9 protein-coding genes are annotated in these 14,148 nt (G+C 45.2%); 7 read left to right on the top strand and 2 right to left on the bottom strand.

Annotation, left to right across the window (positions count from 1 at the left end):
* Positions 1-280: 280 nt before the first annotated feature.
* The 7 genes from CRO25_RS18110 to CRO25_RS18080 all read left to right on the top strand — a co-directional run bounded on the left by CRO25_RS18110 (position 281) and on the right by CRO25_RS18080 (position 12,062).
* Positions 281-1,906, top strand: a complete 1,626-nt coding sequence (locus CRO25_RS18110) for an extracellular solute-binding protein (protein ID WP_079695936.1) — start codon at positions 281-283, stop codon at positions 1,904-1,906.
* Between the two features lie 56 nt (positions 1,907-1,962).
* Positions 1,963-2,886 (top strand): sugar ABC transporter permease, encoded by a 924-nt coding sequence (locus CRO25_RS18105; protein ID WP_063563856.1) that lies wholly within the window; start codon positions 1,963-1,965, stop codon positions 2,884-2,886.
* Between the two features lie 10 nt (positions 2,887-2,896).
* A complete protein-coding gene (locus CRO25_RS18100; protein WP_079695935.1) occupies positions 2,897-3,778 on the top strand; it encodes a carbohydrate ABC transporter permease in 882 nt (293 codons plus the stop codon).
* Between the two features lie 102 nt (positions 3,779-3,880).
* Positions 3,881-4,939, top strand: a complete 1,059-nt coding sequence (locus CRO25_RS18095) for a glycoside hydrolase family 88 protein (protein WP_372828988.1) — start codon at positions 3,881-3,883, stop codon at positions 4,937-4,939.
* 260 nt (positions 4,940-5,199) lie between these two features.
* Positions 5,200-7,527: a helix-turn-helix domain-containing protein gene (locus CRO25_RS18090; RefSeq protein WP_257018676.1), complete on the top strand. Its 2,328-nt coding sequence runs from the start codon at positions 5,200-5,202 to the stop codon at positions 7,525-7,527.
* A gap of 23 nt (positions 7,528-7,550) precedes the next feature.
* Positions 7,551-9,200: an extracellular solute-binding protein gene (locus CRO25_RS18085; RefSeq protein WP_079695932.1), complete on the top strand. Its 1,650-nt coding sequence runs from the start codon at positions 7,551-7,553 to the stop codon at positions 9,198-9,200.
* A 195-nt stretch (positions 9,201-9,395) separates the two neighbouring features.
* Positions 9,396-12,062: a discoidin domain-containing protein gene (locus tag CRO25_RS18080; RefSeq protein WP_079695931.1), complete on the top strand. Its 2,667-nt coding sequence runs from the start codon at positions 9,396-9,398 to the stop codon at positions 12,060-12,062.
* Between the two features lie 455 nt (positions 12,063-12,517).
* Here the strand turns inward: CRO25_RS18080 and CRO25_RS18075 are convergent, their stop codons facing one another.
* Together CRO25_RS18075 and CRO25_RS18070 are read right to left on the bottom strand one after the other, a co-directional pair.
* Positions 12,518-13,483, bottom strand: coding sequence for a quinone oxidoreductase (locus CRO25_RS18075; RefSeq protein ID WP_079695930.1), 966 nt, complete (start codon positions 13,481-13,483; stop codon positions 12,518-12,520).
* A 169-nt stretch (positions 13,484-13,652) separates the two neighbouring features.
* The coding region (locus CRO25_RS18070; protein WP_079695929.1) for a uridine monophosphate kinase at positions 13,653-14,148 on the bottom strand (496 nt) is incomplete at its 5' end.

Here is a 14,148-nt window from a genome sequence, read left to right as displayed (position 1 = left end):
TCAAATCCACTCATATTCACCCACGTTACAGACGATGAACTGTGTTCATGGTCTGTTTTTTTGTGATGTCAGAAGTACAGTCACAATCCCGCGCCAACACTGCAAAATCAAGGCATTGAAGAAGATTATATAGAGAATTCGTCTATCGTTTTGTCTAAATGATCATTTGGTTCTGACGAAATCAACATGTCATTTCATCTTTTGCGAATATCGCTACAATGCGCTCTCCCTTACTCTGAGGTAGAGCACAGACATTCCCAAAAGGTGGAGGATAAGGTCCATGAGAAGAAAAGTGTTATCTACGAGTTTGATGATCCTGTTATTAGGTACAACGATCCTGGGGTGTTCGTCCGGAGACAGTAAAACGGGCGAAGCTGAAAAAGGGACACCAAGCGGATCAACGGAAGCAACAACCTATCCGATTCAAACGGATAAGACGCTTACGTACTGGGGTGAAATTAACGGAAACTTGATCGGGGTCAAAAATTCGCACAGCGAAATTCCATTCTTTCAAAAATGGCAGGAAAAAACCGGTGTGCCACTCAAATTCACGGCACCACCGACAGGTCAGGTCAGAGAATCCTTTAACGTGATGCTAGCATCCGGAGATTTGCCTGACATGCTAGAGTACAATTTTATCGGAGATTTCCCTGGTGGACCGGAGAAAGCCATCAATGATGGTTACATCCTTAAGTTGAATGATCTGATTGACCAGTATGCTCCGAATCTGAAGAAATACCTGCAGGACAATCCAGACATCGACAAGATGGTCAAAACGGACAGTGGCAGCTACTATGTATTCCCGTTCGTTCGGGGAGATGAGTATCTACGTGTCTTCCAAGGACCCATCATTCGTCAGGATTGGCTGGATGAGCTGGGACTACCGGTTCCGGAAACGATTGATGAGTGGACAACAACTCTAAGGGCTTTCAAAGAGAAAAAAGGCGCAGCCGCTCCGTTCTCTGTAGTAAGTAAGCCACGATTCTTTAACGATTCCGGTAATGGTGCTTTCCTTGGCGCCTTCGGTGTAAACCGCGGATTCTATCAGGAAGACGGGCAGATCAAATTTGGTCCTGCGGAAGAAGGTTTCAAAGAATACTTGACGTTATTCCAGGAATGGTACAAAGAAGGTTTGATTGATAAAAACATCTCCACAGCAGATACCAAATCCGTTGACGGTAACCTCGCTTCGGGTGCTACTGGCGCTAGTGTCGGTAACGCGGGCGGAGGTATCGGCAAATGGCAGCCGCTCGTAGAAGCAAATGATCCGGATGCCGTTCTGGTCGCCGCACCATATCCGGTACTTAACAAAGGTGATATTCCTAAATTCGGCCAGCTTAACCAGGGCTATGCCTCGGAAGGTACGGTTGCTATCACGACGGCAGCCAAGGACCCGGAACTTGCCGTTCGCATGCTGGATTACGGCTATAGTGAGGAAGGGCACATGTTCTTCAACTTCGGTGAAGAGGGTGTCAGCTATAACTTGGAAGGAGATTATCCGAAATTCACGGACTTGCTGCTAAAGAATCCGGATAAACTCGCTCCTGCACAAGCGATTTCACTATATGCCCGCAGCAGCTATAACGGTCCGTTCGTTCAAGACAAACGTTATGCCGAGCAGTTCTTTGCATTACAGACTCAGCGCGATGCCATTGATGTATGGAAGAATACACAGGCCGCCAAATATAATCTGCCTTCAATCACACCTACACCTGAAGAAAGCTCCGAATATGCGACCATCATGAATGATATCAACACGCTCGTCGATGAGATGACCATCAAGATCATTCTGGGTAACGAACCAGTGGATCAATTCGAGAGCTATGTTGCAAAAATGAAATCGTTACATCTGGATCGAGCTATTGAAATCCAAACAGCAGCACTCGAACGCTACAACAACCGGTAATTGTAAAAGGGGAGGGCACTAGCCCTCCCGATTGAAAAGAGGTGAAAAGGTACATCATGAGCAATCGTCAATCCTTTAGAAGCCGGTTCGTGCGGGACTTCATGATGAACAAGTATTTATATATCATGATGATTCCCGTTATTGGATATTATTTAATATTTCATTACGGTCCGATGTACGGCGCAATTATTGCCTTTAAAGATTATTCTCCGATGAAGGGTATTTTGGGGAGTGATTGGGTTGGGCTGAAGCACTTTGAAGAGTTTTTCAACAGTTATTATTTCTTGCGTGTTCTGAAGAACACCCTTCTTATCAGTTTATATACGCTGGTCTTTGAATTCCCCGCACCGATTATTTTGGCGCTGCTCATCAATGAAGTACGCAAGCGCGCGTTCAAGCGGGTCGTTCAGACGATAACGTATATGCCTTATTTCATCTCTCTCGTCGTCATATGCGGTATTATTACGGACTTCACGAACGCGGATGGTTTAATCAACCGCCTTATCATGATGCTTGGATATGACGGTCAGGCGATGCTGCAAAAGCCGGAGCTGTTCCGTCCGATCTATGTTCTGTCTGAAATATGGCAGCGGATCGGTTGGGAATCCATTATCTATATCGCTGCGTTGATGAGCATCGACCTGGAGCAGTATGAAGCGGCGAAGATAGACGGAGCGAGCCGTCTCAAGCAAATGTTTCACATTACGCTACCCGGATTGCTGCCTATTATTACGATCATGTTCATTCTCCGGATGGGTAATATGCTGAATGTCGGGTTCGAGAAAATCATTCTCCTTTATAATCCGGTGACCTATGAAACAGCAGACGTAATCTCCTCCTTCGTATATCGAAAGGGATTGTTGGAGTTCGGATGGAGTTACAGCTCGGCAGTCGGTCTATTTAACTCGGTGATCAATCTCGTTCTTCTGATTTCGGCGAACTATATCAGCCGCAGAGTGAGTCAAAACAGCTTATGGTGAGGTGGTAACTTTGATTAAGGAAAGCGGTTTGTTTGACCGAATCTTTACGATCTTCAATTATACGTTTCTAATCCTGCTCGTCATCGTCACATTGTATCCGCTGCTCTACGTGTTATTTGCGTCCTTAAGTGATTCGGCGCAGCTGTTAGCAAACAAAGGTCTCTTGTGGAAGCCGGTCGGCTTTAGTCTGGAAGCTTACAAGAGTGTACTTGCCAACCCAGGTATAGCCACAGGTTTCCGTAATACATTGTTTATTCTTGTGTTCGGCGTTATCGTCAACCTGTTCATGACTGCGCTTGGTGCGTACGTGCTATCCCGTAAAAACGTGATGTGGAACAAGGTGTTCATGTTCTTTATCGTGTTCACGATGTTCTTTGGCGGTGGGTTGATTCCACTGTACCTGGTCGTAAAAGGCGTTGGCCTGTTAGATACATTGTGGTCGACCATTCTGCCTTTTGCCATCAGCACATTTAACCTGATCATCATGCGAACGTCATTTATGGGCATACCGGACAGCCTGGAAGAGTCGGCCAAGATTGATGGAGCGAATCACTTCACCATTTTGTTCCGGATCATTATTCCGTTGTCCATGCCAGTCATTGCCGTGATGATTCTGTATTACGCAGTCGATAAGTGGAACGGATGGTTCTATGCGTCTGTATTTATCAAAAGTCGAGAACTGTTCCCATTGCAATTGGTGCTGCGTGAGATTCTGATCGCCAATTCCACGGAGAGTATGTCGGCCGGTGCTTCGGCTGGGGATCGTTTCCAGATCGGGGAAACCATCAAGTATGCGACGATTATGGTAGCGACGATACCAATCCTTTGCATCTATCCGTTTTTGCAGCGCTTTTTCGTGAAAGGTGTCATGGTTGGTTCATTGAAAGGTTAATCCAGAGAATTTAATAACGGTAAGGAGGTATGAGGTTACATGAGCGTATTAAATGAAGTGAACAAAGACGTGTGGGATCAGATTAAAAGTAAAGCCGATCAGATGCTTGCAGCCATAGGTGAAAAGTCTCCGCATGTCGCAGGAGCAAATGGCATCTATGACGACATGAGAATCGATTGGTGGACCTCGGGATTCTGGCCGGGCATATTATGGATTGTGTACGATATGACGGGTGATGAGAAATATAAAGAGGCTGCATGGAATTGGGATGAGCGACTATCGGAACGTTTTCTAGAAAACAACTACTTTGATCACGACGTGGGCTTTCATTTCCTGCCTACGGCTGTCATCAAATACAAGCTCACCGGAGATGCCGATGCCGCAAGGCGTGCCTTATTTGCCGCCAACTTTCTGGCTGGCCGTTTCAATACCAAAGGCGGCTTCATCCGGGCTTGGAATGGAGACATGCTGGGCTGGTCGATCATCGACACCATGATGAACCTGTCGTTGCTCTTCTGGGCGTCTGAGGAAAGTGGAGATCCTCGTTTCAGCCATATCGCCAAAGCTCATGCGGATATGGTCATGAAGCAATTTGTGCGGGAAGATGGTTCTGTGCATCATATCATTCGATTTGATCCCGAGACAGGTGAACGGGCAGAAGCGATAGGTGGACAGGGAGCGGCGCCGGATTCGGCATGGAGTCGGGGAGCGGCGTGGGCTTTATATGGATTAACGAATACGTATCGTTATACAGAGGACCCGTCATATCTGGATGCTGCACAGCGTGTGGCGAACTTCTTCATTTCCAGCCTGCCCGAGGATAGCGTTCCGCATTGGGATTTCCGTGCTGAGCCCGAAGAAGGGGAGGAGATCCCACGAGACAGCTCCGCTGGTGCCATTGCTGCTTCCGGATTGCTTGAGCTTGCAGATGTAATTCCTGATCCGGAGGGCCGACTCTATGCTACCGTTGCCAAACGTATCCTGAGTTCCCTGCGGGATCATTATGGAACCTGGGATCTTCCTGAGCACGAAGGTATGCTTCTCGAGGGAACCGGTCATAAACCGGCAGGTCAGAACGTAAACGTCTCACTCATTTACGGTGACTATTTCTACGTCGAGGCGAGTGCCAAATTAAACGGTTGGAAGCACCGCATTTTCTAAAAAATTTATAAGAATATTTAAAAAACATTCTCAACTTGATACCGAATTGATACCGAATGCCCGATAGACGAAATTAGTCTATTCGGGCTATTTGTGCTTGATTTGACGGGGAAAATCGGTGGTGGCTACCCTTTTTGTCAATCGAATTGAACTTTTTATCTATATCCCAATCGCGCTCTTACCGTTATAATAAATTCCTGATCCAAACATAGATAATCTACGAAGAGTTGGGTGATGAGTTGTTGCTAAACATTCGATATTTGTGGCAAAAACGAGAAAGCATAATTGTAACCTGGCTTGTCTCTTACAGTGCTGTTTTGATTGTGCCGATTCTGATCAGTTTGGTTATTTACATGCAAGCAAATGAGACTTTGAAGAGTGAAATACATCGGGCCAACGATTCTTTATTGAAGCAGATGCGTTATACGATCGATACACAAGTTGATCTGATGAAGCGGTTAAACATGGAGATGACGTGGAGCCCAAATCTGCAAACGCTGATGTATTCCAATCAGCCTGCCAAAGAGGCGCCGTACACGGCTTACCAACTGGTAAAGGAACTCCGTCTCTATAAAACATCCTACGCATCCATCGATGAATTCTACGTCGTGTGGAAAAAAGACCATTCCATTCTCCGTTCAGGTAATATTCGGGATATGCGAACGGCATTTCATACCATACATAACACAGGTGCAATGTCTTTCGAAGCGTGGCGGGATCAGATCCTGGGTACAGAGACGAATCAGTTCGTCATACTGCCACATCAGAATGCCGCTCCGGCGGAGTCTTCCATTGCGTACATTACACGTCTGCCTGATGATTTGAATGGTCAGGAGACGGGTACGGTTGTCGTCATGGCGGATACGCGAAGATTCCAGGAGGCGATTGAGAGCATTTCGGGTTTTAGTGATGCCACGCTGCTGATTCTGAACCAGAATAACGAGATTCTGATGAGCAATCATCCGGGGTCAGAGGAATTGAAGCCATTCATGAATGGCAATCAGGTTCAATTGGATAACGCCAAGGTAGGCAAGTCGGAGATGTTCTACATGGACTCTGCGGTTTCCGATCTCAAGTACGCATTGATTATTCCCAGCAGCCTGTATTGGGAAAAGGCAGTATATGTCCGCAATTTTACGTATATCAGTATCGTGGTGAGTCTCATTAGTGCAGGTGTACTGACCTGGTTCTTCATGCGCCGGAATTACTCCCCAATCCAACAGCTCGTGGAATCACTAAAAGACAAAAATTCGCAGAACGAACCTGCTGATCGGAACGAACTCCGGTTTATTCAGAAGGTCATCATGAACACACGTTCAGAAAAGAATGAGATTGCCCAGCAGTTGCAGAAACATCAGCAGGTGCTGCGCTCCAATATGATTAATCGGCTTCTCAAAGGCAAACAGGATACGCTTGTGCCTTATGAAGATGCATTCCGTTCCTTCCATATGCCGCTGTATTCAAGTGAATTTGCTGTTATCCTATTTGTTATCGAGAATGAAGAGAATCTCTATGGAAAGCTGCCAGGTATTGATATCAACGAACGAAACAAGCTAATCCATCTCATTATTTCCAATGTGGTTGAAGAACTGGCTTCAGAGCGTCAGCACGTCGGATATGTGGCAGAAGTGGATGATATGATGGTCTGCCTTGTAAATATGAAAGCGGATTCTTCGGATTGGAACCAGGATCTTCATCACATTGCGGCAGAAGCGCAGCGATTCCTGGAACGTTATGATATGGAATTGACAATCTCCATCAGTGGACGCCATACGTCGTGGATTGGTATCGCCGAAGCATACCAGGAAGCAGTAGACGCAATGGAATACAAAATGGTGCTTGGCAAAAAAGGTATCATTACCTATGGCGATGTCCGCAGCGATGCGATGGCGGATGACCCGTTTGGCTACTACTATCCGCTTCAGGTGGAACAGCAGCTTCTTAATTTCATCAAAGCGGGAGATACCGACCAAGCCAGCGCTTATATGAACGAGATTACAGAGCGGAATTTTGATAAACCGATTATGTCGCTCACCCTTGCACGTTGCCTGATTTTTAACCTGGTAGGTACAATGATCAAGGCTATCAATGATCTGGGGGACAGGGATAACCATACGCTAACCCAATACCCGCATCGGATTGAGGACATTATTGCCGGGGATACCATTCAGGAGATGCAGGAGGCATTGCAGAACTTGCTTGAGGAGGTATGTTCCTATGCCGCTGACAAGCGCGCAACGAATGTATCACAAGAACGTGAGGATTCCCTGCGTCATCTCAGTACCCAAGTCACACAGTATATTGAGAGTAACTATACAGACGCGAATTTGAACGTCAACGCCATTGGTGAGCATTTTGAGCTGAAGGGCAGTTACTTGTCCAAACTCTTCAAGAATCAGACAGGTGAGGGTCTGCTGGACTGCATTCATAAGTGCCGTATCCGACAGGCTAAAGAAATGATTGAGCATAAACAGGAATCCATTACAGAAATATCCCGAATGGTCGGGTATAACGATGCAGCAACTTTCATCCGGGTATTCAAGAAATACGAAGGCATTACGCCAGGTAAATATAAAGAAATCAGTTGATTGATTTGAAAGGAGACCGGAACATGAACGTAAAGAGAAAGTTGGCATTCATAACAAAGTTGACAGGATTCATCCTACTGCTTGGCATGCTGACTGCTTGCGATCAGAACGGGACAGATTCGGATGCCAAGCTGGATGAACGTTCCGGCTCATCAGAGTACCAGACCGTCTCAATTGCTTCACCCAATGACGATGGAAAATTAACCTACTGGGCAGAATTGAATGGCAATGCAGCAAGCATTAAGTCCAGCTTCAATGAAGTTCCTTTTTTTCAGGAGTGGCAGCGGAGAACCGGAGTCAACCTTCAATTCATCCGGCCTCCCGCCAATCAGGCTAAAGAAGCGATTAATGTGCTGCTTACGTCCGGAGAACTGCCGGATATGATTGAATACGAGTGGAGCAATTATCCCGGTGGGCCGGAGAAAGCGATCAAAGACGGATATATTCTGCGATTAAACGATGTTATTGATCAATACGCACCTCATCTGAAGCAGTACCTGACCGAGCATCCAGACATTGATATGCAGATTCGCACAGCGAACGGAAGTTATTACGCGTTTCCTTTTATTCAGGGAGATGATAAGCTGCGAACCTATCAAGGGCCGATTATCCGAAAGGATTGGCTGGATGAGCTTGGACTTGATGTGCCAACAACGATTGACGAATGGCATACGATGCTTCAGGCATTTAAGGACAAAAAGGGAGCTGACGCCCCGCTTACTTTTCTAGGTGTTCCGAATCCGTTGTTTGGTATCGAAGGTGGAGGTTTTATTGGCGCTTTTGGCATTAAAAAGGGGTTCTACGTGGAAGATGGCCAAATTAAGTTTGGGGCACAAGAACCTGAATATAAGGCGTTTCTATCCTTATTTCGTGAATGGTATGCGGAGGGACTCATTGACAAGAATCTAGCTGCCGTCGATTCGGAGACTCAGGATACTAACATGACTACAGGACGCAGCGGCGCGAGTATCTGGAATGCAGGGGCGGGGATCGGTACATGGTTACCCATCTTGCAGGAGACGGATCCCCATGCAAAGCTTGTGCCAGCGCCATATCCTGTCATGAACCAAGGAGATCGCCCGAAATTTGGTCAACTTGCTCCCGCGATCGGTTCCAGTGGGGTCGCCATATCCAGCAACAGTCATCATGTAGAAGAAGCAGCACGGATGTTGGACTACGGGTATGGGCCTGAGGGACATTTGCTGTTCAACTTTGGTATTGAAGGTGTTAGTTTTAAGATGAAAGACGGGTACCCGACGTATACGGAAACTATTTTGAAAAACCCTGATAAGTGGTCGCCGGCGCAAGCGCTTGCGATGTACACCAGAGCGAGTTATTTCGGTCCATTTGTACAGGATACGCGATATATGGAACAATATTATATTTTGCCGGAACAGAAAGAGGCGGTGCAGTTATGGTCCAGTACGGATGCTGTTCTCCATCAGGTACCAACTCTGCCCAAAACCGAGAAAGAAAGCACGGAGATGTCAGTCATCATGCAGGAAGTGAACAAAGTGGTGGACGAGATGTCGCTTAAAATCATTTTTGGCATTGAGCCGTTGGATGCATTCGATACGTATGTCGAGCAAATCAAGTCATTACAGATTGATCGTGCGATTGAGATTCAACAACAGGCATTAGAGCGATATAATCGCGCTGTATCCTCTAAATAAATCCTTATATTGTATAAAATGGGCATTAAAATGTCATTTTTGTTGATGTAATTTCGTTCCCTCGTGCTCTACAATCGATTATGACATGCTGAGTTGGCATGCACATGACTCTTGCTTGAGCAGGATCGGAGGTGACTATAGGGTTTCTTGAAACCGCTCACATACTCTGAAATCCAAAAGGAGGAGAACGAAAGCATGCGTAGAAAGTGGCCTTTTTTATTGTTGGCATTTACGTTGACTGTTGGATTATCTGTACCTGGAGTCCATGAGGTTCGAGCGTCAGAAGGTGACTCACAGCTATCTATTGATCGTGCGGGTGAGAATCTGTCTCTGGGTACGGATGGCAGAAGCAGACTCTATCCAAACGATTGGTATCCTGGATTTAAAGATGAACAGGGAAGGTTTCTGCATGACTTTTCGTATGCCGGTTATCGGCGTGGGGAAACAGAACTACCTAAAACGCCTAAAAACAAACGTATCGACGTTACCAAATCACCTTATTTTGCCGATCCTTCAGGGAATCGAGATGCAACACAGGCTATTCAAAAGGCAATTGATGCTGCTGTTGCGTTAGGTGGGGGTGTCGTGTATCTTCCCAAGGGTACATATCAGGTTAACCCTCAGGACGGCAAGGATTATTCACTAAACATTCCTGCAAGTCGTGTGGTCCTGAAAGGTGACGGGATGAACAAGACTCATATCTATAATGCACAGCAAAATATGAAAAACAAGGACATTATCCGGATCGGTAACGGAGATTGGAAGAAAACCGGAATTTCTACGAAACTTCGCAAGTCGGTTACTGATCCAACCGTCCTGCTACCCGTTGAGGACACAAGCGGGTTTGCGGTGAATGATTACGTGGTCATTTCATTCGAAACGACGCCGGGTTTCTTACGGGAACTTGGCATGCAAAACAAGTGGTCGTCACGTCTTGGTAAAGTAGAACCGTTATTCTATCGCCAAATCGTGGGCGTAGATCCGGAGAATAAAACGATCACGTTAGACATTCCGACACGTTATCCTATGAAGCTGCGCGATGATATCACAATTAGTCAGACCGCAGATCCGATTGTCGAAGTAGGGTTGGAGGATTTCTCGATTGCAAACATTCAAAATGCGAAGTCGGGGCTTGGTGAAGATGACTTCAAAGTCGTTGGGACTGCTGGTTATGAGGCCGATAATGCTAAAGCGGTCAATGTGATTGCAGTGGCCAACAGCTGGATTCGAAATATTAACACCTATAAACCAGCTGGCAATACAGATTATCATCTGTTATCCAAGGGTATTATTCTGGATCGTACAAAGAACGTCACTGTGGATCATGTAACTATGCAGTACCCGCAGTATCGTGGAGCGAATGGAAATGGTTATTTATATCAATTTATTGGCAATGATAACCTTATCAAGAACAGCAAAGCGATAGGAGCTAGGCATAGCTTCACATACGCCAACTTCTCTGCGAACGGGAATGTGCTGCAAGGTTCGTATTCTGAGAAATCTTCATTATTAACTGATTTTCATATGTATTTAAGCATGGCAAACCTGATCGACAACCTGGTAGTTAACGGGGACGGGATCTCTGCCATTACACGGGATTATGGATCATCCGAAACGAATCGTCATGGAGTGGTAACTACGGAAAGTGTGTTCTGGAATACGACCGGTCAGGCGGCACACCCTAGTAAATCCGGCGTTATTGTAGAATCAGAACAATTCGGGAATGGATATGTCATTGGAACCAAAGGAAAGGACACCGGCGTGAACGTCAACATTGTCGGTTCCATTCCGGATGCGAATACGCAGCCATTTGATATGGCGGAAGGCATTGGTGAGGGCGATCGTTTATCCCCGCAAAGTTTATACCAGGATCAGAGCAAGAAACGAATCAAAGATATTCATCTGGGGCTTCAATCCCTGTTGGTGAATGGCGAAGCTATTGGGGGTATGCAGTTCTTAAGAACGGATTACGTTCATACTTTGCCTTATGGCACAATCGAAACGCCGATCATCTCTGCAAAAGCTTATGCCAAGGATGCAAAGGTTAAAATTAAGCAACCGCAAGGGACTAATGGAACTGGAGAGATCACTGTATCCTATCGGGGCCACAATCAGAACGTACGGGTGAAGTTTAAGGTAGCTGATACACCCGTACTTCCAGAGAACATCTCCATAAGTCCCAATAAAACAGTACCCGGCTGGAGAGTTACAGGTAATGCGATCAGCGCAGGCGGAAGCGGAGAATTATCCTCGTTTCTAACATTAGATAATGGAGAAATCGTAAACATCGCAGAATTGAATGTTCCTGTAACGTACACATCAAGTGATGATACGATTGGATATACAGAAGGAACTACATTCCATGCGCTAAAAGCGGGAAAGGTCAACATCATCGTGAGCTGCGTCTTTAATGGCGTAACGGTCGAGGCACGGGAGAAATTTGAGGTCAAAGAACCTATGGTCGAACCGGAAGGACCGTTCGCTGTCGTAACCAAGGTGACGGCAAGTGCAGATGATGGCAATCTGCCGATTCATACGATCGATCGTGATCCAGACTCCAGATGGTCTGCAGATGGAAAAGGACAATACCTGCAGTTGGAGCTTGAGCAACAGACTCAAGTAGGGCAGGTAAGCATTCAATTCTATAATGGACATACGCGATCCAATTATTTCGATTTGGAGATATCAATTGATGGTATTAATTACCAAAAAGTATTGAGTAATGTGGCTAGTCAAAAACAGGCGGCTTATGAAACATTTGAATTTGAACCGGTTCAGGCCAAATTCATTCGATATGTCGGGCAAGGAAATGAATCTAATACCTGGAACAGCATAATTGAACTTTGGGTACACGAGAATTAAAAATGACGTAGGATAAAATCAAAAGAAATTCGGTATAATATGCGCTCATTATAAAGCTGTAATGGGCGCATATTATATTCAAATAGTATATTTATCCATACGAAATTAAAAATATCTCGGGGGTTATAAAAAGAAAAAGCCACATTTATCCATGGGATGTAGCGAGAGTTTGATTATGGGATGCAATGCAATGATGATCAATTCAATCAATGATGTTCCGCCGCAAAATCATAACAACTGTTTCACAAAACTCGTATTTTGTACATATGTATAGACACTTACATTGGTTAAAAGAGAAACTAAGTATACAGGTTCCGCATACCTAGTTTCTCTTAAATTTTATTCAGTGTCTTGCAGTCGCAGTCCCCTTCACCGACAAGGTGGGGCTTTTTTCTTTGGCCAGATACAAAGGGATAATCTGCCCTACTTGAGTCTTGGTTAGATTCATACGATTTTTATGGTCTTAATAAGATTTTCCCCGTGCTTTTGCGGCTTTCCAGAAATTGATGCGCTTTTCTTCCATCTCGTAGTGCAAATACCGTAGGCTCGGATACCGTTATTTTCCCCTCTTCGATCCAGCGGAACAACTCGGCTGAACGGGTTGCCCGTTCCTCGTGGGAAGTAAGGAAATTCCAAAGATCGCCACCAGTCAATGTTTTTGACGTATCCATCAACATCCTTGGGTCAACTGGAGCAGGGTCTCCCCCTGCCATTCCATAAAATACAACCGTCCCCCCAATGCGAGTGACTGCAAAACTATCTTCGAGCGTCGAGCCTACTGAGTCATAGACAACATCCACACCTTTTCCGTTTGTCTCCTCCATGACTCTTCTCTTCCAATCATCCGAGTACAAAAAAACCTGATTCCCTCCAGAGTTTTTAACTGCCGATGCCTTCTCCATCGAGGAGGTTAAACCGATGACCCTTCCACCGAAGAGCTTTGCAATTTGAACAAGCAACTGTCCAACGCCCCCTGCTGCGGCATGAACTAGAATTACATCATTCTCCTTAACCGCATAACTATCTTTTGTTAAATAGTGGGCAGTCAACCCTTGCAGTAAAACAGAAGCCGCCTTATCAAATGAAATGGTCTCTGGAAGAGGAATTGCCTTTTCTATAGGAACAGCCACTTTTTCTGCGTTAGCATGGGGGACATCTGCAAATGCAATAGGGTCGCCAACGCTGATTCCTTGGACATTAGCTCCTGTTTTTTCAACGACTCCTGCCCCTTCATAACCTAAAATAAACGGGGAGTTCCCAGTAAGATGATAGTTTCCTTTCCTTCTATAAATATCTGCAAAATTCAATCCGATGGCTTGCATCCTTACTAATATTTCGTCAGGCCCGATAACTGGATCCGAAATTTCAAGATATTCTAGTACTTCCGGTCCTCCGAATTTATTAAATACAAGTGCTTTCAAATGAGTGGCCTCCTCTTATATATTTTTCAAAAGCTCTGAAAGAACGGGCTTCTTTTATTAACTCCAAAACTTGCCTCTGCTTATGATACGGTTAACCCCGCTGTCTGTAACAGTAAGTTTATTTCGAAATTTAGGGAGCACAAAAGTACTCCCTCGGACAGAAGTTCTGTTATTCCAATTCCAAAATTGATTCACCGCTAATAATAGTACCATTATTATTTCCTTCACAAATCTCTTTCATTGTGCCTGGCTTGTCAAAATTAAACACTTGCATGGGCAGATTGTAGTCTCTTGCTAAAATGAAAACGGATTGGTCCATTACCTTTAAGTTGTGTTTTAAGACATCGTTGTAATGAAGCGAGCGAAATTCCCTTGCATCCTTATCCAATTTAGGGTCTGCGTTAAGAACACCTTCAACACCTTTCTTTGCAACTAATAAAGCGTCACAATGAACCTCGATGGCTCTTTGTACTGAAGGATAGTCTGTTGTAACGTAAGGTTGACCGTTCCCCCCTGCAAAAATTACAATATAGTCTTTTTCTAGATGGTGGATTGCTCTTAGACGGATGCATGGTTCTGCAACTGAAGTAATAGGTATTGCCGTCATTACTCGTACTTCCTTTTTGGTCTTGGCTTTAAGAACTCCACGAAGCATTAAACTATTT

It is taken from the genome of Paenibacillus sp. RU5M (assembly GCF_900221055.1).
Taxonomy (GTDB): Bacteria; Bacillota; Bacilli; order Paenibacillales; family Paenibacillaceae; genus Paenibacillus; species Paenibacillus marchantiae.
Note: the sequence above shows the minus strand (reverse complement) of the source record. Positions and strands in the feature narration are given on the sequence as shown.